A 24,316-nucleotide genomic window follows, 5' to 3' on the forward strand; every position below is an offset into this window, starting at 1 on the left:
GTCACCCCAGGATGCCCGGCAGGTTGAGGCCGTGCGTCCTGGCGCAGTCCAGGGCGATGTCATAGCCGGCATCCGCATGGCGCATCACACCGGTCGCCGGATCGTTCCACAGCACGCGTTCCAGTCGGCGGGCGGCATCTTCCGTGCCGTCGGCGCAGATGACCACGCCCGAATGCTGCGAGAAGCCCATGCCGACGCCACCGCCATGGTGGAGCGACACCCAGGTTGCGCCCGAGGCGGTATTGAGCAGCGCGTTGAGCAGCGGCCAGTCGGACACGGCGTCCGAACCGTCCTTCATCGCTTCGGTCTCGCGGTTCGGCGAAGCGACGGAGCCCGAGTCGAGGTGGTCGCGGCCGATGACGACGGGCGCCTTGAGCTCGCCCTTGGCGACCATCTCGTTGAAGGCGAGGCCGAGCCGATGACGATCGCCGAGGCCGACCCAGCAGATGCGCGCCGGCACGCCCTGGAAATGGATGCGCTTGGCGGCCATGTCGAGCCAGTTGTGCAGGTGCGTGTTGCCGGGGGTCAGCTCCTTCACCTTGGCGTCGGTCTTGTAGATGTCCTCCGGATCGCCCGACAGGGCCGCCCAGCGGAACGGACCGATGCCGCGGCAGAACAGCGGGCGGATGTAGGCCGGGACGAAGCCGGGGAAATCGAAGGCGTTTTCCACGCCCTCTTCCAGCGCCATCTGGCGGATGTTGTTGCCGTAGTCGACGGTGGGGATGCCCATCTTGTGGAAATCGAGCATCGCCTTGACGTGGATCGCCATCGAAGCGCGGGCCGCCTTGGCGACCGCCTTGGGGTCGCGCTCGCGCTTGTCTTCCCACTCGGCGACGGTCCAGCCCTTGGGCAGGTAGCCGTTGACCGGATCGTGCGCCGAGGTCTGGTCGGTCACCGCGTCCGGCTTGATGCCGCGCTTGACCAACTCGGGGAAGACGTCGGCGGCATTGCCCAGCAGCGCGACCGAAATCGCCTTCTTCTCCTTGCAGGCCTTGTCGATGATGGCGAGCGCGTCGTCCAGATCCTTGGCCTGGACGTCGACATAGCCGGTCTTGAGGCGCATCTCGATGCGGCTCGCCTGGCATTCGACGGCAAGGCAGGCCGCACCCGCCATGGTCGCGGCCAGCGGCTGGGCGCCGCCCATGCCGCCGAGGCCGGCGGTCAGGATCCAGCGGCCGGACAGGTCGCCATTGTAGTGCTGGCGGCCCATCTCGACGAAGGTCTCGTAGGTGCCCTGAACGATGCCCTGGCTGCCGATGTAGATCCAGGACCCGGCGGTCATCTGGCCGTACATCATCAGGCCCTTCTTATCGAGGGCGTTGAAATGGTCCCAGTTGGCCCAGTGCGGCACGAGGTTGGAGTTGGCGAGCAGAACGCGGGGGGCGTCCTTGTGGGTGCGGAACACGCCGACCGGCTTGCCCGACTGCACCAGGAGGGTCTCGTCGGCCTCCAGCTTGCGGAGGGCTGCGACGATGCGATCGAAGCTTTCCCAGTCGCGCGCGGCACGGCCGATGCCGCCATAGACCACCAACTCGCCCGGCTTTTCGGCGACGATCGGGTCGAGATTGTTCATCAGCATGCGCAGCGGCGCTTCGGTGAGCCAGCTCTTTGCGGTCAGTTCGGTGCCGGTGGCCGCGCGGATGACGCGGGCATTGTCGATGCGGGTATGTTGGGTCATTCGGTACCTCCTAGGAGTTTCGGCCGCTCGCCCAGGCGAGCGCGGTTTCGAGGATGTTGGTGAGCGTCGCGCGCATCGGCGCGGCGAAATCGGGGTCGTAGCGGCTCGGCCAGTTGGCCGGCTCGACCTTGCCTTCCGGCTCGAGCATGTAGCCGCGGCAGGACAGCTCCATCTGCAGCGCGTGAACGCCGCTTTCAGGCCGGCCATGGCGGCGGGTGATCCAGCCGCCCTTGAAGCGGCCGTTGACCACCCAGGGGCGGCCGCTCGCGGCCATCAATGCCGCAACCTTGTCCTGCAGCTCGGGATCGGCGCTCGCGCCGGAGTTGGTGCCGAGGTTGAACAGCGGCAGCCTTCCCTCGAACAGCCGGGGAATGACCGACCGGATCGAATGGCAATCGTAGACCACGATCCGGGGATGCAGCCCCCTCAGGCGGGCGATCTCGCCTTCCAGGGCGGCATGATAGGGCTCGAAGTAATTTGAGCGGCGACGCGCCACCTCGGCCTCGTCCGGCTCATGCCCGGGCTTGCAGATCGCTTCGCCGTCGAACGTCGTCGTCGGGCAAAGCTCGGTCGTCGCCTGTCCGGGATAGAGCGAGGCGCCGGAAGGGTCGCGGTTGACGTCGATGACCGAACGCGAAATCGCCGTCCGCACCACCGTCGCACCGAGGTTCGCTGCGAACTCATAGAGATGCTCGATCCACCAGTCGGTGTCGCGCCGCGCCAGCCAGGGCGAGACGAACCCGTCCTCGAGGCCAGCGAGATCGGTTCCCGTGTGGGGGATGCTGACCAGAAGCGGAGCGTCGCCCCGCCTCACCGTCAGCCAGGAGGCCTCGGTCATGCCTGGGCTCCCGAGATGTGCGGCAGGTCGACCCCGGCGACGGCATGCACGATCGCGCCGGTGCGGACCATCGCGATCGCCTTCTCCATGTCGGGATGGAAGTGGCGGTCGTCGTCGAGATGCGGAACCTCCGACCTCACCAGCTTGCGCACGGCCTCGAGCGAGGCGCTCGACGCCAGCGGGGCGTGGAAGTCGCAGCCTTGGGCTGCCGCGAGCAGTTCGATGCCGAGCACGCCGTTGGCGTTCTCGATCATCGACAGCAGGCGGCGGGCGCCATGGGCGGCCATGGAGACGTGGTCTTCCTGGTTGGCCGAGGTCGGGATCGAGTCCACGCTCGCCGGATAGGCCCTCTGCTTGTTTTCCGAGACCAGCGCCGCGGCCGTGACCTGCGGGATCATGAAGCCCGAGTTGAGACCGGGCTTGGGCGTCAGGAAGGCCGGCATGCCGGACAGCGCCGGATCGACGAGCATGGCGATGCGGCGCTCCGACAGCGAACCGATCTCGCAGACGGCCAGCGCGATCATGTCGGCGGCAAAGGCAACCGGCTCGGCATGGAAGTTGCCGCCGGAAAGGGCCGTGCCGTCCTCGGCGAAGATCAACGGGTTGTCGGTGACGCCGTTGGCCTCGGTGGCGAGCGTGTCGGCCGCCTTGCGCAGCACGTCCAGCGCCGCGCCCATCACCTGCGGCTGGCAGCGCAGGCAATACGGATCCTGCACGCGCTCGTCGCCGACGCGGTGGCTTTCGCGAATGGCGCTGCCGACCATCAGGTTGCGCAGCGCGTCGGCCGTCTCGATCTGGCCGCGATGCTTGCGCAGCAGGTGGATGCGCGGGTCGAAGGGCGCGTCCGATCCCTTGGCGGCATCGGTCGACAGCGCGCCTGTGACCAACGCCGACTGGTAGAGGTTTTCAGCCTCGAACAGGCCGGCCAGCGCGTAGGCCGTCGAGAACTGCGTGCCGTTGAGCAGCGCCAGGCCTTCCTTGGCGCCGAGCGTGATCTGCTCCAGCCCGTGGGTGACGAAGGCGACCTTGGCCGGGACGATGCCGTGCGGCGTGTGGCAGTCGCCAACGCCGATCATCGTCGCGGTCATGTGCGACAGGGGCGCGAGGTCGCCGGAGGCGCCGACCGACCCTTGGGCCGGGACGACCGGGATGACGTCGCGGGCAAGCATGGCCTGCAACAGGTCGATGGTCTCTTCCCGCACGCCCGAAGCGCCCTGCGCCAGGCTCGCCATCTTGAGCGCCATCATCAGGCGGGTGACGGCCACCGGCATCGCCTCGCCGACACCTGCGGCATGCGACAGCACGATGTTGCGCTGCAGGGTTTCGAGGTCGGCAGCGGGGATGCGGACGCTGGCGAGCTTTCCGAACCCGGTATTGATGCCATAGACCGGCTCGCCCTTGGCGACGATCCTGGCCACCGCCTCGGCACTGGCCTTGATCTTGGGGCGGCAGGCCGGATCGAGTTCGGGCACGGCGCCGCGATAGATCGCGCGCCAGTCGGCGAGCGTGGCGTTGCCTGGCTTGAGAACGAGCTTTGTCATTTTCCTCTCCAAATACGGGCATGGAGCGGGTTGAGCCCCATGCGATAGACGAGTTCTGCAGGGCTCCCGACATCCCAGATGGCGAGATCGGCCCATTTTCCGGCTTCCAGCGTGCCTGTTTCGCCGAGCAGCCCCAAGGCACGCGCGGCCTCGCGCGTGGTGCCCGCGATGCACTCCTCGACCGTCATGGCAAACAGCGTCGCCGCCATGTTCATGGTCAGAAGCAGCGAGGTGAGCGGCGACGTGCCCGGGTTGTTGTCGGTGGCGACCGCCATCTTCACGCCTTTGCGGCGGAACAGGTCGACCGGCGGCTTCTTGGTCTCCCTGATGAAGTAGTAGGCGCCGGGCAAGATGACGGCGACGGTGCCGGCCTTCGCCATGGCGGCGGCGCCGGCCTCGTCGGTGTATTCGAGATGGTCGGCCGAAAGCGCGCCGTAGCTTGCGGCGAGTGCCGCGCCGCCGAGATTGGACAACTGGTCGGCATGGAGCTTGACCGGCAGGCCGAGTTCCTTCGCCTTGTCGAATACACGCGCGATCTGGTCCGGGGAGAAGGCAATGCCTTCGCAGAAACCGTCGACGGCATCGGCCAGCCCTTCCGCGGCGATGGCGGGCAAATTGGTCCCAACGACCGCGTCGATATAGGCATCCTTGTCCGCATAAGGTTCGGTGCCAGGCAGCGGCGGCAGCCCCGGTGAGAACGCATGAGCGCCGAGATACGTCGTCACAATCGAGACGGAACGCATGCGACCTAGCCGCCGGGCGGCGATCAGGGACATGCGTTCATGCATATGGTTCAGGCCATAGCCAGACTTGATCTCAACAGTCGTCACGCCTTCCGCGATCAGCGCATCGAGGCGCGGCAAGCTCTGCGCGACCAACTCGTCCTCGCTCGCTGCGCGCAGCGCCTTGACCGAGGAGACGATGCCGCCCCCTGCCCGCGCCACTTCTTCATAGGTCGCCCCGGCAAGGCGCATCTCGAACTCGTTGGCGCGGTTGCCTGCGTGGACCAGGTGCGTGTGGCAGTCGATCAGGCCGGGCGTGATCCAGCGGCCCTCACAGTCGACGACCGCCGCACCTTCGCTGAGATTCCGCGGCATGTCGGCTTCCGCGCCGGCGAACACGATGCGGCCGTCGCGGGCAGCGATCGCGCCCTTCTCGACGACGCCGAGGCCCGGCGCGGCTTCGGCCAACGTCGCCAGGCGCGCATTGCACCACACCGTTGCCGCTGCTTTTGATTGCTCTGCAGCCATGATCTTTTTCGTTTCCTCTGGTTGCGAATATGTATATACATAACGAAACGCGATGCAAGCGGTAATGTGCGAGTTGCGAGAGAGCGAGGAAGAAATGGTGGAGACGATCTTTGCGGAGCAGGCACTGCTGGCCGATGGCTGGCATGAGAATGTCAGGCTCGGCATCGCGGACGGAAGAATCGCGTCGGTGGACATCGGGGCCTTGAAGCAGCCGCATGACGAGCCGCAGGCCATCATCGTGCCCGGCATGCCCAACCTGCACAGCCACGCCTTCCAGCGCGGCATGGCCGGACTCGCCGAGATTCGCGGCCCGTCGGCCGACAGCTTCTGGTCCTGGCGCGAGGTCATGTACAAGTTCGCGCTGACGATGACACCCGACCAGGTCGAAGCCGTCGCGTCACAGCTCTATGTCGAGATGCTGGAGGCGGGATTCAGCCGCGTCGGCGAGTTCCACTACCTGCACCACGACCGCGACGGCAGCCCCTATGCGAACATCGCCGAGATGGCGGAGCGCATCGCCGCCGCTTCGACGGCCACCGGCATCGGGCTGACGCTGCTTCCGGTGCTCTATGCCCATTCCGGATTCGGCGGTGCCGCCCCCAACGAGGGCCAGCGCCGATTCATCAACGATACGAATCGCTTCGCGCGGCTTCTTGAAAAGAGCGTCGAAGCCCTGAAGGGCGTCGACGGCGCCGTGGTCGGCCTCGCTCCCCACAGTTTGCGCGCCGTCACTCCGGACGAGCTTGCGGCCGCGACCGCGATGACCACCGGTCCGATCCACATCCATATCGCCGAACAGGTGAAGGAGGTCGAGGACTGCGTCGCCTGGTCCGGGTCGCGGCCGGTCGAATGGCTGCTGCGGCACGCCGACGTCGATTCGCGCTGGTGCCTGATCCACGCCACCCACATGACCGAGGCCGAGACGATCGCCTTCGCCCGCACCGGCGCGGTGGCCGGCCTCTGCCCGATCACCGAGGCCAATCTCGGCGACGGGGTGTTCCCCGCCCCGCTGTTTGCGGAACACGGCGGCAGGTTCGGCGTCGGCTCGGATTCGAATGTCGAGATCGGCGTCGGCGGGGAATTGCGCATGCTGGAATACTCCCAGCGCCTTGCCCACCGTGCCCGCAACGTGCTCGCCGTGCCGGCACGCTCGACCGGGCGCTGGCTGTTCGAGGGGGCGCTGACGGGCGGCGGCCAGGCGCTTGGCGCCGGGGCGGCAGCGCTTGCCGTCGGCGCCTCCGCCGATTTCGTCGCCCTCGACCGGAACCACCCCACCCTCGCAGGCAAGGCCGGCGACCAGATCCTCGATGCCTGGGTGTTCGCCCGCGCCGGCAGGGTCGACGGCGTGTGGACGCGCGGCCGCAAGGTGGTGTCCGGTGGCGCACATTTCCGTCGCGATGCTATTGCGGCTAGATTCCGCGCGGTGATGATGGAACTGACTGCCGGATAGTGGAGAAGAGCGTGCCTGATTCGGGTGTGGAAATGGCGATTGCCGAAGAGATTGCCGGGAGCGATGGCGCGACGTCGCTCCACCAGCGCATCCTTGGCGACATCCGCGACCGTATCGTCTCGGGCGAATGGGGCCCCGGCCATCGCATCCCGTTCGAGCACGAGCTGACCGAGGAATATGGCTGCTCGCGCATGACGGTGAACAAGGCGCTGTCGCAACTCGCCAAGGCCGGCCTGATCGAGCGGCGTCGCCGCTCGGGCAGCTTCGTGCGCCGGCCGCAATCGCAGGCTGCGGTGCTCGAGATCCACGACATCCGCATCGAGGTCGAGGCGTTGGGGCTTCCCTATCGCTACGAACTCATCTCGCAGACCAGGCGTCGCGCGACGACCATGGACCGCGAACGCTTGGGCGCCGACCAATCGTCATCGGGGCAGGTGCTGGCGCTGCAATGCCTGCATCATGCCGGGGCGCGGCCGTTCTGCGTCGAGGACCGCCTCATCAACCTGGGCGCGGTGCCGGAGGCGGCGGATGCGCGGTTCGCGGATGCGGCTCCCGGCCCCTGGCTGATCGGGCAAGTGCCGTGGAGCAGCGCCGAGCATGTGATCCGCGCCACGGCCGCCGACCCCGAGGTCGCGGCGGAGCTGAACCTGGCGCCCGGGGCGGCCTGCCTCGTCATCGAGCGCCGGACCTGGAGCGCCGACCGCCCGGTCACGCATGTGCGGTTCACCTATCCCGCCAACGCTCATGCCGTGGTGGCACGATTCACGCCGCACGACAGCTAGGCTGCCCGGCAAAGAAAACGCCGCGCCTCCATCCAGGAGGGCGCGGCGCATTTTTGCATCGTGCCGCCGCAACGGCGGCACGCAGCACGTCAGGCAGCGGCCGTGACGATGATCTCGACCTTGTATTCCGGGGCGGCGAGCTTGGCCTCGCCGGTGGCGCGGGCCGGAGTGTGGCCCTGCGGCACCCAGGAATCCCAAACCGAGTTCATCTCGGCGAAGGTCGACATGTCGTCCAGCCAGATGATCGCCTGGAGGATCTTGGTCTTGTCGGTGCCGGCCTTGGCCAACAGCGAGTCGATCTCGGCCAGGATGGTCTTGGTCTGCGCGGCCACGCTTTCGCCGGGGGCGCCGACCTGGCCTGCCAGGTAGACCGTATTGTTGTGGATCACGACCTGGCTCATGCGGGGGCCGATGTCGATACGACGAACGCTCATGGAGTTCTCCTTCCGTTGGGTGGTGTCCTCTTTAGAGATTGCCGCCCCCTCGGCGCAAGGCCGCAGGCCACGAAATCCGTGGGCCAGGCGCGGAAGCCCGACCCACCGGTGAAGATCCTCGCCGACGTCCCTCCGGATTGTTGACTAATGTAATAACATCACATATCGAGAGGGCATCGGTAACGCGGCCAGGAAAAATATGCCCGAAGCCTGCCTGACATTCGAGGACCTGACGCTCGGCTACAACAGCCACCCGGCCGTGCACCACCTCAACGGCACCATCGCCGCAGGCTCGCTGACGGCCGTGGTGGGCGCCAACGGCTCCGGCAAATCCACGCTGATGAAAGGCATCGTCGGCGTGCTGAAGCCGATTTCGGGCCAGTGCACGGTCGCCGACGGCAAGCGTATCGCCTACCTGCCGCAGCAGTCGGAGCTCGACCGCAGCTTTCCGGCACGTGTGGTCGACCTCGTCTCGCTCGGGCTGTGGCCGCGGCGTGGCCTGCTCGGGCGTTACACCCGCGACGACCGCGAGGCGGTCGCCCATGCCTTGATGGCCGTGGGCCTGGAAGGTTTCGAGAAGCGCGCCATCGACACGCTTTCGGGCGGCCAGTTGCAGCGCGCCCTCTTCGCCCGGGTGCTCGTCCAGGATGCCGACCTCATCCTGCTCGACGAACCGTTCAACGCGGTCGACGCCAAGACCATCGGCGACCTCATCGCGCTCATCAAGCGCTGGCACGGCGAGAGCCGGACGGTGATGGTCGTGGCGCACGACCTGGAACTCGTGCGGGCCAATTTCCCCGACACGCTGCTTCTGGCCCGCCGGCCCGTCGCCTGGGGCCGGACGGCGGACGCGTTGCGCGCCGAGAACCTGCTCAGGGCGCGGCGTTTCGACGAAGCATGGCACGACGACGCGCCCTGGTGCGCGCCGGACGACGGGCATGAGCATGAGCATGCCCGTACGCATGACCATGACGGCCACCACCATCACGAGCACGGCGACATCCGCGACCGCCCCGACCATGAATCCGGCCCGAGGCCTGCCTGACCATGTATGACCTGCTGATCGCGCCCTTCGTCGAATTCGGCTTCATGCAGCGTGCGCTGGCCGGCTCGCTGCTGCTTGCGCTTGGCGCCTGCCCGGTCGGCGTGTTCCTGATGCTGAGGCGCATGAGCCTTACGGGCGATGCCATGGCCCACGCCATCCTGCCCGGTGCTGCGGCCGGCTTCCTGCTCTACGGGTTGCAGATCGTGCCGATGACGATCGGCGGACTGGTTGCCGGCGTCATAGTGGCGCTCGGGGCCGGCGCGGTTTCGCGCTTCACCGTGCAACGCGAGGACGCCTCGATGGCGGCCTTCTACCTGATCTCGCTGGCACTTGGCGTGCTGATCGTCTCGCTGCGCGGATCGAGCGTCGACCTCATGCACGTGCTGTTCGGAACGGTGCTCGCGCTCAACGACGACGCCCTGACCCTGATCGCCTTGATTTCCGGCGTCACACTGCTGACGCTCGCCATCTTCTGGCGCGCGCTGGTCGCCGAGTGCCTCGACCCGCTGTTCCTGCGCTCGGTCAGCCGCCTCGGAACGCCGGTGCACTTCATCTTCCTCGGCCTGGTGGTGCTCAACCTCGTGGGCGGCTTCCAGGCACTCGGCACGCTGCTGTCGGTCGGCCTGATGATGCTGCCGGCGGCCGCGGCCCGCTTCTGGACGGCGCGCGTCGAACCCATGTGCGTGCTCGCCTTTGCCTTCGGCGCAGTGTCCTGCATCGCGGGCCTCTTGATCTCCTACCACGGCTCCCTGCCCTCGGGTCCCGCGATCATCCTCTCGGCCGGCACGATCTATGCCGCATCGATATTCTTCGGCACGCGCGGCATCTTCAACACCAAGCTGCGCCACCACCGCCACCGCACCGCCTGATCCACTCGCAGAAGGACATGCCCATGCACAGACTGATTGGCCTCGCTTCCGCTTTGACTGTTATAACATTAATATCGACTCCGACGACGGCCTTCTCCGCCGAGCCGCTCAAGGTCGTGGCCAGCTTCTCGATCATCGGCGATTTCGCCAGGAATGTTGGCGGCGACCGCATCGAACTCACCACGCTGGTCGGTCCCGACGGCGACGCTCACGTCTATGAGCCGTCTCCTGCCGATGCGGTGACGATGTCCAAGGCCGACGTCGTGCTGGTCAACGGCCTGCAATTCGAGGGCTTCCTGCAGCGGTTGGTCGAGGCGAGCGCCACGAAGGCCTCGATCGTCGAACTGACCAAGGGCATAGAGCCGCTCAAGATGAAGGAAGCGCATTCGCACGAGCAGGAAGGCACCGCCGAGGATGGCCACCATGACGGCTTCGACCCGCATGCGTTCCAATCCTCCGCCAATGCCAAGATCTATGTCAGCAACATCGCCGGCGCCTTCTGCGCCGCCGACGCGGCCGGCTGTGACGCCTACAAGGCAAACGCCGCACGCTACACGGCCGAACTTTCAGAGGCCGAGGCCTACATCAAGGCATCGGTGGAAGCCATTCCGGCCGACAAGCGGACGATCATCACCTCGCACGACGCTTTCGGATACTTCGAGAATGCCTACGGCGTGACCTTCCTGGCGCCTGAAGGCATTTCCACCGAAGCCGAGGCCTCGGCGGCCGACGTCGCAGCCCTGATCAGGCAGGTGCGCGAGGACAAGGCGTCGGCGATCTTCGTCGAGAACATCACCAACCCTCGCCTCGTCGAACAGATCGCCGCCGAGACGGGCGTGACGGTGGGCGGCACGCTCTATTCCGACGCGCTTTCCAAGGCCAACGGCCCCGCGCCGACCTACATCGACCTGATGAAGAACAATATCGGCACGATAAAGGGTGCGATCCTGGGCAGCTGAGGCTCGGACTTCACGTCTTGGCGGGGCAGCCATTCGACGGTTGCCCTGCCGCGCCGACAGTGGCAAGACTGGCGCCGAACCGCCGCCACAGCGGCCAAGCACCTGCGAGGACTACCATGGAATACCGCCAGATCACCGACGGCTACTCGGTTTCCGGCCAGATCGACCCGGCCGACGTCGCCGCCATCAAGGCCGCCGGCTTCAAGAGCGTCATCTGCAACCGTCCCGACGACGAGCAGCCGGGCCAGCCGTCCGCCGTGAGCGTCAAGGCAGCGGTCGAAGCTGCCGGCCTCGCCTTCCGCCACATTCCCGTCATCAGCGGCCAGATGACCGTCGACAACGTCACCGACATGGCCGGAGCGCTCGACGAGATGGAAGGTCCGGTGTTCGCCTATTGCCGCTCCGGCACCCGCTGCACCAACCTCTACATGGCGATCCAGCAGAGCAAGGGCTGACCGGCGGAACTGTTGCTCGCCAGCCAATTATGACCTAAATTATGGTCATAAGGATCACGGCATGAACATTTCGGTCGCCGAAGCCAAGGCCAAGTTCTCCGAACTCATCAAGCGGGCGGAAGCCGGCGAGGAGATCGTCGTCACGCGGCACGGCAAGGCGGTGGCGCGCGTCGTACCTCCCGAGCCGGAAGAGGGGCCGCTTCCGCGCATCGGAGCGCTGAAGGGCAAGATCTGGATGGCCGAGGATTTCGACGCCCCGCTCGACGAGTTCAAGGAATATGCTGAGTGACCGGCGAGGCATTCCTTGCCGACACTCACGTCATCCTCTGGTCGGTCAACGACGATTCCCGTTTGCATCCGAGGCATCGCCAGGTTCTGGCGTCCTCGGCCGTCGTCTACGCGAGCGCGGCCAGCATCTGGGAAATCGCCATCAAGATGGGTATCGGCAAGCTCGATGCGCCCGCCGACTTGGCATCGCTGCTGCCGCGCATGCAATTTACCCCGCTTGCAGTGACCTTTGCACATGCCCAGAAGGTCGCGTCGTTGCCGCGTCTCCACGGTGACCCGTTCGACCGGCTGCTGATCGCCCAGGCGCAGGTCGAGAACCTCGCCATCCTGACCACCGACACGATGTTTGCACGCTACGACGTGGCTGTTGCCTAGAGCGTTTCCGCTTTTCTTCGAATCGCGGAAACGCTCTATCTCTTTGTTTTTACGCAATTCCGGACGGAAAACCGCTGCGCACTTTTCCTGGAATTGCTCTAAAGCCCCAGGCGCTCGACTTCCTCGCCACGGAACCGGAGATCGTAGTCGAGGAAGAACTCGTCGAGTTGCGGCGGCGCGACCGACGTGCCGGACAGCATCGCGTGCACCTGGCCGCGATGATGGATCTGGTGGATGAAGAGGTGGGCGAGCAGATCGCCGATACGCTCGGGGATTTGCCCCGCCTCGCCGCGATCCGAAAGCACCTGCCGGTCGAGATCGGCTTCCGACAGCCGGTCGCAGCAGGCGACGAGGCGACGGTCGAATTCCGCCTGTGCCTCGGCAAGCTTGGCGGCCTCGTCGAAAGCTCTGAACTTCTCGAAGACCCGCCGCCCCTCCCCGCTCTCCTCGATCATGTCGAGGTAGTAGAGATCCACCTCCAGGATGTGGTTCAGCGTTTCCCTGAGCGAGGGGAAGAAGCTCGTGCGCCCGGCCTCGAACTCGCCTGGCCGCAGGGCCGTCACAGCGCGGTAGACGCGGTCGTTGGACCACAGGTTGTTCCGCGCCATGCGACGGAAATGGCTCGTCAGGTCCATTGCCTCGTCCTGCAACGCCTCGATCAGGGCAATGGCGGGCCGAAGCGGCCGACCTGCTGCTCGATGGCGCCGAAGATCGAATGGCCGGCCGCGTCCTTCATCTCGATGCGGACGGTGTCGCCGAGCGATGCGGATATGACTTCGGCGCCGCCGCGAACCACCGCACCTGCGTGGAGCGGGCGCCCGACGGTCGCATTGGCGATGAGTTGCGGAAACGGAGTCCAGCCTCCGGTCGCGACGGTCCGCGATCCGACCGACAGCGCCAGATGCACGGCACCATCCCAGGCACCGCCCAGTTCGTCGGGCGTCACCGCCACCGGCGACAAGGTGGAGGTGCCGGTCTGGCCGCCGTCGAGCACGGTGTCGGCGGCAAGCACCAGCAATGCCACCGCCTCGCGGGCGCCGGCCTCTCCGGTCGCCAGGCCGACGTCGGTGACGATGGCTGCGACCGAAGCCTCCACCCTTGCATCGCGCGACTTGCCGGTGAGTTCGATCGCATCGCGCGGGGCAATCAAGGCATCGCCACCGCCGACGCGCTGATAGACGCGCGGCAGCGGGGCAAGCGCATCGTGCTCGTGGAAGCGGGCCGACGGCACCGAGCCGATTTCGAGCGACTCGGCCAGCGTCATGAGATGCGGGGAGATGCGGCGCCAATCATCCAGCGCGGCCTGCAGATCGGGCGCCAGGAACGAGGCGTCTGTGTAGCGCGTCAGGTCGCGTGAAACGACCACCAGTTGTCCGTCACGCGTTCGGCTCTTCAGCGTTGCCAGTTTCATGTCGATCCTCCCGATTCCCGACTTCGTCGCCCCCGACTGAAAGAACATGCCCGTCGCGGCCGATCGTCAAGGGACCGGACCACGTTTTCCTGACAGCTTCGATCCAGTCGGGCTCGCCGATCTCGTCGTCGTCGGCCGGGATCAGGTGATTGAGCACCAGCCGCCCGACGCCGGCGCGTGCGGCGATCGTGCCGGCTTCCTCGGCCAGGCTGTGGCTCGCCATCAGATGCTCGCGCAGCCGTGCGCCGTTGCCGGTTCGGGCGACGAGCCGCTCTACGCCTGCCTGAAGCATCGCCTCATGTACAAGAACGTCGGCGCCGCGCGAAAATTCCGCGAGCGGCGGAAAGAACGCGGTATCGGCCGAAACGACGACGCCCGAGCCGCCGCAATCGAAGCGCAAGGCGAAGCACTCGGTCACCGGTGGATGGTCGACGCGCAACGCGCGGACCTCGAGCCCGCCGTCATCCATGACCAGGCCCTCGCCGAACTCGACGATCTCGACCATTTGGCGCAGGTCGGGCCGGCCCTCGTCCTCGATCCGGGTTTCGATATCGAATTCAAGCGCTTGGACGAAGCCCTGCCAGTATCGATTCAAACCCACAGGGCCGAACACCCTGACCGGCGTGGCAAGCCCCGCGGTCCAGGCCGTATGGATGAGCGGCCCCAGTTCGAGCACGTGGTCGGAATGGAGATGGGTGACGAAGACGAGATCCAGCGCCTTGAGGCTGAGGCCCGCATCGGTGAGGCCGCGGGTGACCCCGAGCCCGCAATCGATCACGATCCTGCGCCCGCCGAGTTCCAGCAGCGCAGAAGTCGGCCACGGTCCGCCGGGCCTGATTGCCGGGCCGCCCTTGGTGCCGAGCAGGACCAGGCGGCCGCTCATGCGCCTCGCCCCGGCGAGATGGAAATCATGCGGTGCCTCCTGTTCGTCCGACGGTAGAGCGTCGGGCACGGCCGAGGCAAGGCGAAAGCGTCAGTCAACGCGCCGCGGATACTGCGCGCGAGGCGGAATCCAGTGAAGGACCAGCGCCAGAAGGAGCAGGCTTATGCAGCCCGCGAGCACGACGACGAACAGCGTCCCGCTCTGATAGGGCGATGCGGTGGCCACCAGCGGGATGGCCCCCGCAGGCGGGTGCGTGACGCGGAACATCAGCATCAGCGCGATGGAAAGGCCGACGGCGACGGCGGACACTTCCCAGAGGCCGGGAAAGGCCATCGCCGCGCCGACGCCGAGGAGCGTGGCGATGAAGTAGCCGGCGAACACGTTGATCGGCTGCGCCAGCGGACTGGCGGGCTGCCCGAACATGAGCACGGCGGTGGCGCCCAGCGGGGCGATCAGCATCGGTATGCCGGTGAGCGACGTCAGGCCACCGACCGCCGACAGGCCGATGACGGCCCCCGACCCCGATTTCAAATGGGCGACGAAGTGCCCCTTGGGCTCGTGGCGTGCGGTAAGGGATCGTATGTGGCGGCGCAAGTCGTACCCCCGGCGAAACGGCCCGCTTGAATAGCAAATCGCCGGTGAACTTGGCAACGCAGCATTGTTCGAAAAATTCGCCCTACAGTGAAAAAACTTTCCTACTAGCTACCAATCCATGACGACCTTGCCGGAGTTGCCGCTGCGCATGGCATCGAAGCCCGCCTGGTAGTCGTCGATGCCGATCCGGTGGGTGATGAGACCGGTCACGTCGAGCGGCCCCTGCACCAGCGCGATCATCTTGTACCAGGTCTCGAACATCTCGCGGCCGTAGATGCCCTTGAGGTGCAGCATCTTGAAGATGACCTTGTTCCAGTCGATCTCGAACCCGGTCGGCGCGATGCCGAGGATGGCGATCTTGCCGCCATTGTTCATAGTCTCGATCATGTCGCGGAAGGCCACCGCCGAGCCCGACATTTCGAGGCCGACGTCGAAGCCCTCGGTCATGCCCTCCTCGCGCATGACGTCGACGAGCTTCTCCTTCGCAGCGTTGACCACGTGGTGGATACCCATCTTGCGCGCAAGCGCCAGCCGCGTGGGATTGATGTCGGTGATGATCACCTTTCTTGCCCCCACGCACTGGGCGACCATCGCCCCCATGATGCCGATGGGCCCGGCGCCGGTCACCAGCACGTCCTCGCCAACCAGGTCGAAGGAAAGCGCGGTGTGCACGGCATTACCCAGCGGGTCGAAGATCGCCGCCACCTCGTCTGGCACGTCGTCGGGGATCGGCACCACGTTGTGCTGCGGGATGACGACATATTCGGCGAAGGAGCCCGGCCGGTTGACGCCGACGCCGAGCGTGTTGCGGCACAGATGGCCGCGCCCGGCGCGGCAGTTGCGGCAGTGGCCGCAGACGATGTGCCCTTCGCCGGATACCCTCTGGCCGACCTTGTAGTCCGTCACACCGGCACCGAAATCGGCGACCGTGCCGACGAATTCATGGCCGGTCACCATCGGCACCGGCACCGTCTTCTGTGCCCACTGGTCCCAGTTGTAGATGTGGACGTCGGTGCCGCAGATCGCCGACTTGCGCACCTTGATCAGCACGTCATTGGGGCCGATCTCGGGTATGGGCACCTCTTCCATCCAGATACCGGGTTCGGCCTTGGCCTTCACCAGCGCGCGCATCATGTTGGACATCGTCTTTTCCTCCGAATCCCTTGATCCAGAATCGCTTTCGCGGCCTCAGGAAATCACGCCGAGTTCCCGGCCGACCTCGCCGAATGCCGCGACCGCCCGATCGATGTCCTCGGCCGAGTGGGCCGCGGACATCTGGGTGCGGATGCGCGCCTGCCCCTTCGGCACCACCGGGAAAGAGAAGCCGATCACGTAGATTCCGCGCTTCAGCATGCGCGCGGCCATTTCCTGCGCGAGCGAAGCATCGCCCAGCATCACCGGGATGATGGGATGGTCGGCGCCGGCCAGCGTGAAGCCGAGCCTGCCCATGCCGGCACGGAAGCGCGCGGCGTTGGCGTAGAGCTTTTCGCGCAAGGAGCCGCCCCCGGCGATGATGTCCAGCACCTTGATCGAGGCGCCGGCGATCGATGGGGCGAGCGTGTTGGAGAACAGATAGGGCCGCGAACGCTGGCGCAGCCAGTCGACGACTTCACGCCTGGCCGATGTGTAGCCGCCCGACGCACCGCCAAGCGCCTTGCCCAAGGTGCCGGTGATGATGTCGACCCTGCCCTCGACGCCGCAGTGCTCGGGCGTGCCGCGACCGTTGGCGCCGACGAAACCGACGGCATGGCTGTCGTCGACCATCACCATCGCACCATGCTTCTCGGCCAGATCGCAGACGCCCCCGAGGTTGGCGATGATGCCGTCCATCGAGAACACGCCATCGGTGGCGATCAGCTTGAAGCGGCAACCCTCGGCTTTCTTCAGTTCCTCCTCCAGCGCCGCCATGTCGTTGTTGGCATAGCGGAAGCGCTTGGCCTTCGACAGGCGGACGCCGTCGATGATGGACGCGTGGTTGAGCGCGTCGGAGATGATGGCGTCGTCCTCGCCGAGCAGTGTCTCGAACAGGCCGGCATTGGCGTCGAAGCATGACGAGTAGAGGATCGTGTCCTCCATGCCGAGGAAGCCGGAGATCCTGGCCTCGAGCGCCTTGTGCTCCTCCTGCGTGCCGCAGATGAAGCGAACCGAGGCCATGCCGTAGCCGTAGCGGTCGAGCGCGGCCTTTGCCGCCTCGCGCAATTCGCGGCTGTCCGCGAGGCCGAGATAGTTGTTGGCGCAGAAGTTCAGCACCTTCTGGCCGCCGGCAACTTCGATCTCGGCCGACTGGGTCGAGGTGATGACGCGCTCGGACTTATAGAGGCCCGCCGTCTTCAGTGCTTCCAATTCGGAAGCCAGATGTGAAACAAACGCTTGGCTCATCTTTTGCTGCCCGATTGAGTAGAACCTGGGCAGAGTGTCGTCTCAGGCAGATCGAAAAGCCACCAAAAATGCGAGAGGACGGACGGATGAGTTCCCTCATCCGTCCGGTAACGAGTTCAGGCGAGCGGCGCGCCGATGATGTCGATGCCGTTGCGGGCGCAGGCCTCGGTCAACACCTTGACGACCTCGGGGGTGGGCGCGACCTGCGGCGGGATCTCCGCCTTGGGAGCCGGAACGCTGACTTCGCGCACCATGCGTTCGAAATCGCCGCGGGTGGTGATGGTCAGACAGCGCGCACCTTCCGCGGATTCGACGCGGTAGCTGTGCGGAATGCCCTTGGGCGCGAGCATCGTCTGGCCGGCGTGGCCATAGAGGTCCTTGCCGCCGACATTGAACCGCACCACGCCCTCCAGAATGTGGAAGACTTCGTCCTCGTTGCGGTGGATGTGAAGCGGCGGCGAGGAGCCATAAGGCATCAGGTGCTCGATCACGCTGATCGTATCCGCGCCCGCCTCGCCCGAAAGCCGGATGGTTGCCAGAGTGCCGTTGAACCACAGCATTTCGCCGTCGCTCTCAGTCTTCGCGTGGATGGTCAAAGGGTTTCCTTTCGATGGATGGGAGGCGCCTTGCCGGCGTCGACATCGATCTAGTGGTGCCGCGTATCCGCTCGAATTCACCAAGAACGAAAGCTGTATCTTCCATTTGAAACAATTCGCGTGGCTTTCGAACCAAATCGAAGATTCCGGCTCCGCGCACTTCGCAAGCCCCCTGTCACTAAAGCGACGCCCGGATACGCCGCTTCCCTCGCCGCGAGGCGCGACCGGGCGAGATAACCTTGGCGTCGATCTGGTCCAGCAGCGCGGGGACACCATGGCCGACACCAGCATTTCAACCGTCCGCATTTTCCGGCAGTGGCAGCCGTTTCGCGACGGCACCTATCGCTGTTCCGGCGGTCGCAGCGCCGAGGGCTTCGATTCGACCATCGTCGAGATCGTCAGCCGCGACGGCATCGCCGGCTACGGCGAGATGGCGCCGCTCGGCAGCTTCTACGACCCGGCCTTTGCATCGGGCGCCCGCGAGGCGATGAAGGAACTCGCGCCGCAATTGCTCGGATGCGACGCCGCCGGCATCGAGTCCCTCAACCGGCGTATGGACCTGCTGCTCAAGGGCCACCCTTACGCCAAGTCGGCCATCGACATGGCGCTCTGGGACCTCGCGGGCAAGCGTTCGGGCCTGTCGCTGGCGGCCATGAGCGGCGGCACCGAAGGAACAAGCCTTGCGCTCTATCGCTCCATCGCCCAGCAATCGCCGGAGGCCATGGCCGCCCGCGCGGGGAAATACATCGCCGAAGGCTATCGCCGCCTGCAGGTCAAGGTCGGCCTCGACGTCAATGACGACATTGCCCGGCTGGAGGCCGTCCGCGCTGTCGTGCCGGCGGACACGGTGCTGTTCTGCGACGCCAATGCCAGTTGGGGCACGGCCGAGACCCGGCGTTTCCTGATGGCGACGCGCCACCTCGACTACACGCTGGAGCAGCCTTGCGCGAGCTACGAGGAAAACCTTGCGGTCCGGCGCGCCACCGAGCGGCCGCTGGTGCTGGACGAGACGATCGACGGTGTCGACGTGCTGCTGAGGGCGATCGCCGACGGGCTGGTCGACGGCATCACCATCAAGCTCGCCCGTGTCGGAGGACTGAGCAGGGCCAAGCTGCTCCGCGACATCGCGGTCGCCAAGAACCTCAAGGTCACGATCGAGGACACCGGCGGCGCGCAGATCGACACGGCAGCCTATTCGGGCCTGCTTTTGTCGACGCCGGAAGCGCTGCGCCAGCACACCGTCGACTTCCACAACTGGGTCACGGTCGCCAATGCGCGCGGCGGCTTTGCCATCGCCGACGGCGCGATGCGGCTGCCGGATGGACCCGGCCTAGGCCTCGAGGTGGACACTTCGGCCTTCGGCGCTCCGGTCTTCGCCTGCACGGCGTAGGGATGGAGGCTGGACGGACACGCCCCCGCACCCGTCCAGCCCCAGCATCGGCGCTACAGTGGCGGTGCGCCGACGACCTGTATTGGTGTTGGCGCGGAGCCGTCGAAGAAGCTTTCGCCGGCTTCCGTGGCTCGCGCTGCCCCAGGCTGTTCCCCGGCGGATGCCGGCAGGCTCATCTCGCGGATCATCCGCTCGAACTCTCCGCCCTGGGTGACGATCAGGCAGATGCTGCCCTCTCCCGGTTCGATCCGAAACACATGCGGCAGGCCCTTGGGCGACACCACGGTCTGGCCCGAATGGGCGGAAAAATGCTCGCCGTCGACACGGAAGCGCATCGCCCCTTCGAGAACGTGGATGATGTCGTCGCCGCTCAGTTCGACATGGAGCGGCGTCGAGCCGCCGCGCGGCATGCGGCATTCGACGATGCTTATTCCGTCGCTACCTGCGCTCGCCGGCACGCGGATGATCATCAGATTCTCGCCGAACCATAGATTCTGGCCGGCATTTTCAGCCTCTTTGTGAACGGTCATCGACAAGCCCCCTCTGCTGCCCGGCAAATTGCCGGACAGTCGGGAGATATTGGGACCATGTAACAGCTTGAAGCCTCGGAAGCCTGGAATGTTTCAAAGTCCTGAAACAATTCGCGCGAAAGTCGCATCGCAATCGCACCGTCTAAACCCGCAAGCGAAACCGGATCGCACTTCGGCGCCTCTGCCTACCCATGAAACAGCGGCGGCCGCGAAGCACTGCTTCGCGGCCGCCGGATTTCCTGCCTTGTCGGCAAGCCTCAGAAGAAGGCCTGCAGCCCCGTCTGGGCGCGGCCCAGGATCAGCGCGTGCACGTCGTGCGTGCCTTCGTAGGTATTGACCGTTTCCAGGTTCTGCGCGTGGCGCATGACATGATAGCCGATCTGGATGCCGTTGCCGCCGTGCATGTCGCGGGCGATACGGGCGATGTCGAGCGCCTTGCCGCAGTTGTTGCGCTTGACGATCGAGATCATCTCGGGCGCGAACTTGTGCTCGTCCATCAGTCGGCCGACGCGCAGGCTCCCCTGCAGGCCGAGCGCGATCTCGGTCTGCATGTCGGCGAGCTTCTTCTGGTAGAGCTGCGTGCCGGCCAGCGGCTTGCCGAACTGCTTGCGGTCGAGGCCATACTGGCGGGCGCGGTGCCAGCAATCCTCGGCGGCGCCCAGCACGCCCCAGGAAATGCCGTAGCGGGCGCGGTTGAGGCAGCCGAACGGCCCCTTGAGGCCCGAGACGTTGGGCAGCAGCGCCTCTTCGCCCACCTCGACGCCTTCCATGACGATCTCGCCGGTGATCGAGGCGCGCAGGGACAGCTTGCCTTCGATCTTGGGCGCCGACAGGCCCTTCATGCCCTTCTCCAGCACGAAGCCGCGGATCTGGTTGTCGTGCGCGGCCGACTTCGCCCAGACGACGAAGACGTCGGCGATCGGCGCGTTGGAAATCCACATCTTCGAGCCGGTCAGACGGTAGCCGCCGGCGGTCTTCTCGGCGCGGGTCTTCATGCCGCCCGGATCGGAGCCCGCGTCCGGCTCGGTCAGGCCGAAGCAGCCGATCCATTCGCCCGAGGCGAGCTTGGGCAGGTATTTCTTGCGCTGTTCCTCGGAGCCGTAGGCGTAGATCGGGAACATCACCAGCGACGACTGCACGCTCATCATCGAGCGATAGCCCGAATCGATGCGCTCGACCTCGCGCGCCACCAGCCCGTAGGTCACGTAGCCGGCGCCGAGGCCGCCATATTCCTCGGGAACGGTAATGCCGAGCAGGCCGGCCTCGCCCATCTCGCGGAAGATCGCCGGGTCGGTCTTCTCTTCGAGATAGGCGTTCTCGATGCGTGGCGCGAGCTTGTCTGCGGCGAAGGCCGCAGCACCATCGCGCACCATGCGCTCGTCTTCGGTCAGCTGGTCTTCGAGGAGGAAGGGATCGGCCCAGACAAAGCTGCCGCCGCCTGCCGGTGTGGATGCGCTCATGGTTCCTCCGGAGAATAAGGTGATTTGACCCATCCTAGACCGCATCGGGCCATTTCGCTAACAAGTAATCTCGCATAGTTTATGCGTAAAATCGATAAACTCTAAGCCGGGACCGCCGATGCGCCGTGCCTATGTACCAACAATTGCCGAGCTTGAGGCCTTTCGCGCCTGCGCCCGCTACGGCACGACAATTCGCGCTGCCGATCAGCTCAACCTGACCCAGAGTTCCGTCAGCCGTTCGATCGGGCAGTTGGAGGACCGGCTGGGCGTCGCGCTCTTCCATCGCATCCGGCAACGCCTGACACTGTCGGATGCCGGCCGGCGTTTTGCCCGGGATGCCGAGGAGATCCTCGACAGCCTGCATGAGGCAGCGGTGCGCACGATGGCGTTCGGCGGCCAGTCCGACGTCCTCAGCCTCGCCGTCCTGGCAACCCTTGCCGACCGCTGGCTGATCCCGCGGCTGGCGAGGTTCCACGCCGCCCATCCGCATGTCGCCATCGACCTCGCGGTGCGGCTGGAAACGGTCGACCTCGAAACCGAGGCCTTCGACGCCGCCATCCAGCGCGGCCCGGCGGAGGCAGGCCAGCCGGGCATGCTGCGCCTGTTCGACGAGGACCTTGTCGTCGTGGCGTCGCCAGCGCTGCTCGACGGCCGGGCCGCGCTCGACGACGTCGAACTCGCCGCCCTGCCGCTGCTGCAGCAGTCGACCCGCCCGACGCTCTGGCTGCAATGGTTCCAGGCGGCAGGCGTCGATCCGCGCACCACCTTGCGCGGCCACCGCTTCGAGCAGTTCTCCATGGTCGTCGAAGCCGCCGTCGCCGGCCTCGGCGTGGCGCTCGTGCCGGAAATCCTGGCCGAAAGGGAACTTGCCGCCGGCCAACTGGTGATGGCCTCGCCCAACCGCATCGCCGGCGAGTTTCCCTATCGGCTGGCCTTTAGGCCCGGCGGCGAGGATCGGCCAGGCCTGCGCGAATTCGTCCGTTGGCTCTCCAGCGAAGTTGCCGGCCAGCCGCTCAGATCCTCAGGCCGAACCTGATGCCGTCATAGATGGCGGCGTGGATGTTGCGGGCCTCGACCGCATCGCCGATGCGCAGGAGCAGGAAACGGCCGTCGGGGTTCTTGTCCGGGAAGATCTCGCCGCCGTTGACGAGGCGCTCGTAGTCTATCGCGCCGCCGTTCTTCGACAGCGGCTTGAGTTCGAGATAGAGGTCATCGAGCGGCAGCGTGCCGTGTTCGACCGCTACCTGGTCGACGCGGCGCTCCTCGCTCCAGCCCGCGGCGAAGTCGGAGGACAGCGTGGCGACGAGCTGGTTGCCCTCGCGCCGCACCGATTTGAGCCGGGTGTTGATGGTGATCTTCACGCCGGCCCGGTGGAAGGCTTCCATGTAGGGCACGTGGTTCATGCCGCCGATCTCGGGCGCGAAGAAGCGCTCGGGCGAAACCAGCTCCAGCCTCGCGCCGGCCTTGCCGATCAGCTCCGCCGCCGTCATGCCCTGGTGGCCGCCATTGTCGTCATAGAGCAGCACGTTCTCGGCCGGCTTGACGCTGCCGGCGACGATGTCCCAGCTCGACGTCACCAGATCGTCGCCCGCGTCGAGCGGCGGGTTCTGCGGCAGGCCGCCGGTGGCGATCACCACCGCATCCGGGTCGAGCGCCAGCACGTCGTCGCTGCCGGCCCAGATGTCGTAGCGGATCTCGACCCCGAGGCGCTCCAATTCGGCCAGCCGCCAGTCTACGATGCCGATGAGTTCGCGCCGGCGCGGGTTCTGGGCGGCGAGCCGCACCTGTCCGCCGGCCTGGCTCGCGGCCTCGAGCACGGTCACCTTGTGGCCGCGCTCGGCGAGCACCCGTGCCGCCTCGAGGCCGGCAGCGCCGGCGCCGACCACCACCACCTTGCGCAGCGGCCCTTCGGTGCGGGAAATCACATGCGGGATCGTCGCCTCGCGGCCGGTGGCTGCATTGTGGATGCAGAGCGCCCCGCCGCCCTCGTAGATGCGGTCGAGGCAGTAGGTGGCGCCGACGCATGGCCTGATGCGGTGCTCCTCGCCCGCCATTACCTTCCTGGTGATGTGCGGATCGGCGATGTGGGCGCGCGTCATGCCGACCATGTCGAGCTTGCCGGTGGCGATCGCATGTCGCGCGGTTGCGACATCGGCGATGCGCGCGGCGTGGAAGACCGGGAACTTCGTCGCCGCCCGCACCTCGCCGGCGAAATCGAGATGCGGCGAGGACGGCATGCCGTGCAACGGGATGACCTTGGTCAAGGCCGCGTCGGTGTCGATGTGGCCGCGTATGACGTTGAGGAAGTCGATCTTGCCGGACGAGGCCAGGCGGCGGGCGATGTCGACGCCCTCGTCCTTCGACAAGCCCTTCTCCATGTCCTCGGCGGCGACCATGCGGATGCCGACGATGAAGTCCGGCCCCACGGCCGCGCGCACCGCGTCGAGCACCCGCCAGGTGAAGCGGAGGCGGTTGTCGAGCGAGCCGCCGTACTCGTCATCGCGCTGGTTGGTCGCCGGCGACCAGAACCCGTCCATCAGGTGGCCGTAGGCCTCGAACTCGATGCCGTCCAGGCCCGCCGCCTGCATGCGCTGGGCGGCCGAGGCGTAGTCGGCGACGATGCGGTCGAGGTCCCAGTCCTCGGCGGTCTTGGGGAAGGTGCGGTGGGCGGCCTCGCGCACCGGCGAGGCGCTCAGCACCGGCAGCCAGTCGGCCTTGTTCCAGTTGGTGCGCCGGCCGAGATGAGTGAGCTGGATCATCACCTTGCAGTCGTGCTCGCGGCAGGCCTCCGCCAGTTCGGCAAGCCACGGCACGATGGCGTCGTCGTAGGCGTGCAGGTTGCCGAATGCGGCGGGGCTATCGCGCGAGACGATCGCCGACCCCGCCGTCATGGTCAGCGCCATGCCGCCCCTGGCTTTTTCGGCATGGTAGAGCCGGTAGCGCTCCTTGGGCATGCCATCCTCGGAATAGGCCGGCTCGTGGCTGGTCGACATGACGCGGTTCTTGAGCGTCAGGTGCTTGAGTTGGAACGGCTGGAGCAGCGGGTCGGTACTTGTCATTGCCTTCCTGCATCATCAAGCGCTAATAAGCGCCACCCATAGATCTGGTC

25 protein-coding genes are annotated in these 24,316 nt (G+C 66.3%); 10 read left to right on the plus strand and 15 right to left on the minus strand.

Going from position 1 to position 24,316, the window contains the following annotated elements; translation table 11 throughout:
• Position 1: 1 nt before the first annotated feature.
• The 4 genes from hutU to hutI are packed head-to-tail and all read right to left on the minus strand — an operon-like array spanning position 2 to position 5,307.
• Positions 2 to 1,678 carry a urocanate hydratase gene (gene hutU, locus J2X50_RS07040; protein WP_340035868.1) on the minus strand — a complete coding sequence of 559 codons (1,677 nt, stop codon included), beginning with the start codon at positions 1,676 to 1,678 and terminating at the stop codon, positions 2 to 4.
• A 10-nt stretch (positions 1,679 to 1,688) separates the two neighbouring features.
• Entirely contained in the window at positions 1,689 to 2,516 is an 828-nt protein-coding gene (gene hutG / locus J2X50_RS07045; protein WP_429093304.1) for an N-formylglutamate deformylase, read from the minus strand.
• Positions 2,513 to 4,057 (minus strand): histidine ammonia-lyase, encoded by a 1,545-nt coding sequence (gene hutH, locus J2X50_RS07050; RefSeq protein WP_429093307.1) that lies wholly within the window; start codon positions 4,055 to 4,057, stop codon positions 2,513 to 2,515. The genes hutG and hutH overlap by 4 nt, the downstream gene beginning before the upstream one ends.
• Complete coding sequence (gene hutI, locus J2X50_RS07055) at positions 4,054 to 5,307, minus strand: imidazolonepropionase (RefSeq protein ID WP_429093310.1); 1,254 nt, start codon at positions 5,305 to 5,307, stop codon at positions 4,054 to 4,056. Before hutI ends, hutH begins: the two co-directional genes overlap by 4 nt.
• Positions 5,308 to 5,404: 97 nt before the next feature.
• On the opposite strand from hutI, the gene J2X50_RS07060 reads away from it, so the two are divergent.
• Together J2X50_RS07060 and hutC are read left to right on the plus strand one after the other, a co-directional pair.
• On the plus strand, positions 5,405 to 6,757 hold the full coding sequence (locus J2X50_RS07060) for a formimidoylglutamate deiminase (RefSeq protein ID WP_429093748.1): 1,353 nt from the start codon (positions 5,405 to 5,407) through the stop codon (positions 6,755 to 6,757).
• A gap of 32 nt (positions 6,758 to 6,789) precedes the next feature.
• Positions 6,790 to 7,539, plus strand: a complete 750-nt coding sequence (gene hutC / locus J2X50_RS07065) for a histidine utilization repressor (protein ID WP_429093750.1) — start codon at positions 6,790 to 6,792, stop codon at positions 7,537 to 7,539.
• Between the two features lie 89 nt (positions 7,540 to 7,628).
• On the opposite strand, the gene J2X50_RS07070 is transcribed toward hutC, so the two are convergent.
• A complete protein-coding gene (locus J2X50_RS07070; protein WP_340035864.1) occupies positions 7,629 to 7,973 on the minus strand; it encodes a RidA family protein in 345 nt (114 codons plus the stop codon).
• 199 nt (positions 7,974 to 8,172) lie between these two features.
• Here J2X50_RS07070 and aztA point away from each other — a divergent pair, with 199 nt between their 5' ends.
• From aztA to J2X50_RS07100, 6 genes are all read left to right on the plus strand, one after another.
• Positions 8,173 to 9,018 carry a zinc ABC transporter ATP-binding protein AztA gene (gene aztA / locus J2X50_RS07075; protein WP_429093312.1) on the plus strand — a complete coding sequence of 282 codons (846 nt, stop codon included), beginning with the start codon at positions 8,173 to 8,175 and terminating at the stop codon, positions 9,016 to 9,018.
• A 2-nt stretch (positions 9,019 to 9,020) separates the two neighbouring features.
• Positions 9,021 to 9,887, plus strand: a complete 867-nt coding sequence (gene aztB, locus J2X50_RS07080; RefSeq protein WP_429093315.1) for a zinc ABC transporter permease AztB — start codon at positions 9,021 to 9,023, stop codon at positions 9,885 to 9,887.
• 23 nt (positions 9,888 to 9,910) lie between these two features.
• Complete coding sequence (gene aztC, locus J2X50_RS07085; protein WP_429093317.1) at positions 9,911 to 10,846, plus strand: zinc ABC transporter substrate-binding protein AztC; 936 nt, start codon at positions 9,911 to 9,913, stop codon at positions 10,844 to 10,846.
• A gap of 116 nt (positions 10,847 to 10,962) precedes the next feature.
• On the plus strand, positions 10,963 to 11,301 hold the full coding sequence (locus tag J2X50_RS07090; protein ID WP_347968270.1) for a TIGR01244 family sulfur transferase: 339 nt from the start codon (positions 10,963 to 10,965) through the stop codon (positions 11,299 to 11,301).
• A gap of 61 nt (positions 11,302 to 11,362) precedes the next feature.
• On the plus strand, positions 11,363 to 11,590 hold the full coding sequence (locus J2X50_RS07095) for a type II toxin-antitoxin system Phd/YefM family antitoxin (RefSeq protein ID WP_429093319.1): 228 nt from the start codon (positions 11,363 to 11,365) through the stop codon (positions 11,588 to 11,590).
• Positions 11,587 to 11,964 (plus strand): type II toxin-antitoxin system VapC family toxin, encoded by a 378-nt coding sequence (locus tag J2X50_RS07100; RefSeq protein WP_429093320.1) that lies wholly within the window; start codon positions 11,587 to 11,589, stop codon positions 11,962 to 11,964. The genes J2X50_RS07095 and J2X50_RS07100 overlap by 4 nt, the downstream gene beginning before the upstream one ends.
• Before the next feature lie 98 nt (positions 11,965 to 12,062).
• On the opposite strand, the gene J2X50_RS07105 is transcribed toward J2X50_RS07100, so the two are convergent.
• From J2X50_RS07105 to J2X50_RS07135, 7 genes are all read right to left on the minus strand, one after another.
• Positions 12,063 to 12,599 carry a DinB family protein gene (locus J2X50_RS07105; RefSeq protein ID WP_429093322.1) on the minus strand — a complete coding sequence of 179 codons (537 nt, stop codon included), beginning with the start codon at positions 12,597 to 12,599 and terminating at the stop codon, positions 12,063 to 12,065.
• 23 nt (positions 12,600 to 12,622) lie between these two features.
• Positions 12,623 to 13,375: a fumarylacetoacetate hydrolase family protein gene (locus J2X50_RS07110; protein WP_429093324.1), complete on the minus strand. Its 753-nt coding sequence runs from the start codon at positions 13,373 to 13,375 to the stop codon at positions 12,623 to 12,625.
• Entirely contained in the window at positions 13,341 to 14,258 is a 918-nt protein-coding gene (locus J2X50_RS07115) for an MBL fold metallo-hydrolase (protein WP_429093326.1), read from the minus strand. The genes J2X50_RS07110 and J2X50_RS07115 overlap by 35 nt, the downstream gene beginning before the upstream one ends.
• A 90-nt stretch (positions 14,259 to 14,348) precedes the next feature.
• The gene (locus tag J2X50_RS07120) at positions 14,349 to 14,852 is read right to left on the minus strand and encodes an HPP family protein (RefSeq protein WP_429093328.1); all 504 of its coding nucleotides are present in this window, start codon (positions 14,850 to 14,852) and stop codon (positions 14,349 to 14,351) included.
• A gap of 108 nt (positions 14,853 to 14,960) precedes the next feature.
• Positions 14,961 to 15,995, minus strand: a complete 1,035-nt coding sequence (tdh, locus tag J2X50_RS07125) for an L-threonine 3-dehydrogenase (protein ID WP_429093330.1) — start codon at positions 15,993 to 15,995, stop codon at positions 14,961 to 14,963.
• Positions 15,996 to 16,040: 45 nt separating this feature from the next.
• A complete protein-coding gene (locus J2X50_RS07130; RefSeq protein ID WP_429093333.1) occupies positions 16,041 to 17,231 on the minus strand; it encodes a glycine C-acetyltransferase in 1,191 nt (396 codons plus the stop codon).
• 116 nt (positions 17,232 to 17,347) lie between these two features.
• Positions 17,348 to 17,827: a cupin domain-containing protein gene (locus J2X50_RS07135; protein WP_429093336.1), complete on the minus strand. Its 480-nt coding sequence runs from the start codon at positions 17,825 to 17,827 to the stop codon at positions 17,348 to 17,350.
• Between the two features lie 274 nt (positions 17,828 to 18,101).
• On the opposite strand from J2X50_RS07135, the gene J2X50_RS07140 reads away from it, so the two are divergent.
• A complete protein-coding gene (locus J2X50_RS07140) occupies positions 18,102 to 19,217 on the plus strand; it encodes a mandelate racemase/muconate lactonizing enzyme family protein (RefSeq protein ID WP_429093339.1) in 1,116 nt (371 codons plus the stop codon).
• A 53-nt stretch (positions 19,218 to 19,270) separates the two neighbouring features.
• Here J2X50_RS07140 and J2X50_RS07145 read toward each other — a convergent pair whose 3' ends face one another.
• Positions 19,271 to 19,747, minus strand: coding sequence for a cupin domain-containing protein (locus tag J2X50_RS07145; protein ID WP_429093342.1), 477 nt, complete (start codon positions 19,745 to 19,747; stop codon positions 19,271 to 19,273).
• A 257-nt stretch (positions 19,748 to 20,004) separates the two neighbouring features.
• Entirely contained in the window at positions 20,005 to 21,207 is a 1,203-nt protein-coding gene (locus J2X50_RS07150) for an acyl-CoA dehydrogenase (protein WP_429093344.1), read from the minus strand.
• Positions 21,208 to 21,325: 118 nt separating this feature from the next.
• Here J2X50_RS07150 and J2X50_RS07155 point away from each other — a divergent pair, with 118 nt between their 5' ends.
• On the plus strand, positions 21,326 to 22,243 hold the full coding sequence (locus tag J2X50_RS07155; RefSeq protein WP_429093346.1) for a LysR substrate-binding domain-containing protein: 918 nt from the start codon (positions 21,326 to 21,328) through the stop codon (positions 22,241 to 22,243).
• Here the strand turns inward: J2X50_RS07155 and J2X50_RS07160 are convergent.
• Positions 22,221 to 24,266 carry an FAD-dependent oxidoreductase gene (locus J2X50_RS07160; RefSeq protein ID WP_429093348.1) on the minus strand — a complete coding sequence of 682 codons (2,046 nt, stop codon included), beginning with the start codon at positions 24,264 to 24,266 and terminating at the stop codon, positions 22,221 to 22,223. The two genes, J2X50_RS07155 and J2X50_RS07160, sit on opposite strands and share 23 nt — an antisense overlap.
• Between the last annotated feature and the right edge of the window lie 50 nt (positions 24,267 to 24,316).

Source organism: Aminobacter sp. BE322, assembly GCF_050433525.1.
Classification (GTDB): domain Bacteria; phylum Pseudomonadota; class Alphaproteobacteria; order Rhizobiales; family Rhizobiaceae; genus Aminobacter.

What these genes read in the sequence shown, in the direction of transcription:
- J2X50_RS07105 (WP_429093322.1), bottom strand. Translation starts at nt 12,599, where the DNA reads ATGGACCTGACGAGCCATTTCCGTCGCATGGCGCGGAACAACCTGTGG.
- J2X50_RS07140 (WP_429093339.1), top strand. Translation starts at nt 18,102, where the DNA reads ATGGCCGACACCAGCATTTCAACCGTCCGCATTTTCCGGCAGTGGCAG.
- J2X50_RS07145 (WP_429093342.1), bottom strand. Translation starts at nt 19,747, where the DNA reads ATGACCGTTCACAAAGAGGCTGAAAATGCCGGCCAGAATCTATGGTTC.
- hutU (WP_340035868.1), bottom strand. Translation starts at nt 1,678, where the DNA reads ATGACCCAACATACCCGCATCGACAATGCCCGCGTCATCCGCGCGGCC.
- J2X50_RS07160 (WP_429093348.1), bottom strand. Translation starts at nt 24,266, where the DNA reads ATGACAAGTACCGACCCGCTGCTCCAGCCGTTCCAACTCAAGCACCTG.
- aztC (WP_429093317.1), top strand. Translation starts at nt 9,911, where the DNA reads ATGCACAGACTGATTGGCCTCGCTTCCGCTTTGACTGTTATAACATTA.
- hutH (WP_429093307.1), bottom strand. Translation starts at nt 4,057, where the DNA reads ATGACAAAGCTCGTTCTCAAGCCAGGCAACGCCACGCTCGCCGACTGG.
- J2X50_RS07090 (WP_347968270.1), top strand. Translation starts at nt 10,963, where the DNA reads ATGGAATACCGCCAGATCACCGACGGCTACTCGGTTTCCGGCCAGATC.
- J2X50_RS07155 (WP_429093346.1), top strand. Translation starts at nt 21,326, where the DNA reads ATGCGCCGTGCCTATGTACCAACAATTGCCGAGCTTGAGGCCTTTCGC.
- aztB (WP_429093315.1), top strand. Translation starts at nt 9,021, where the DNA reads ATGTATGACCTGCTGATCGCGCCCTTCGTCGAATTCGGCTTCATGCAG.
- J2X50_RS07130 (WP_429093333.1), bottom strand. Translation starts at nt 17,231, where the DNA reads ATGAGCCAAGCGTTTGTTTCACATCTGGCTTCCGAATTGGAAGCACTG.
- aztA (WP_429093312.1), top strand. Translation starts at nt 8,173, where the DNA reads ATGCCCGAAGCCTGCCTGACATTCGAGGACCTGACGCTCGGCTACAAC.
- tdh (WP_429093330.1), bottom strand. Translation starts at nt 15,995, where the DNA reads ATGTCCAACATGATGCGCGCGCTGGTGAAGGCCAAGGCCGAACCCGGT.
- hutC (WP_429093750.1), top strand. Translation starts at nt 6,790, where the DNA reads ATGGCGATTGCCGAAGAGATTGCCGGGAGCGATGGCGCGACGTCGCTC.
- J2X50_RS07070 (WP_340035864.1), bottom strand. Translation starts at nt 7,973, where the DNA reads ATGAGCGTTCGTCGTATCGACATCGGCCCCCGCATGAGCCAGGTCGTG.
- hutG (WP_429093304.1), bottom strand. Translation starts at nt 2,516, where the DNA reads ATGACCGAGGCCTCCTGGCTGACGGTGAGGCGGGGCGACGCTCCGCTT.
- hutI (WP_429093310.1), bottom strand. Translation starts at nt 5,307, where the DNA reads ATGGCTGCAGAGCAATCAAAAGCAGCGGCAACGGTGTGGTGCAATGCG.
- J2X50_RS07095 (WP_429093319.1), top strand. Translation starts at nt 11,363, where the DNA reads ATGAACATTTCGGTCGCCGAAGCCAAGGCCAAGTTCTCCGAACTCATC.
- J2X50_RS07110 (WP_429093324.1), bottom strand. Translation starts at nt 13,375, where the DNA reads ATGAAACTGGCAACGCTGAAGAGCCGAACGCGTGACGGACAACTGGTG.
- J2X50_RS07150 (WP_429093344.1), bottom strand. Translation starts at nt 21,207, where the DNA reads ATGAGCGCATCCACACCGGCAGGCGGCGGCAGCTTTGTCTGGGCCGAT.
- J2X50_RS07115 (WP_429093326.1), bottom strand. Translation starts at nt 14,258, where the DNA reads ATGAGCGGCCGCCTGGTCCTGCTCGGCACCAAGGGCGGCCCGGCAATC.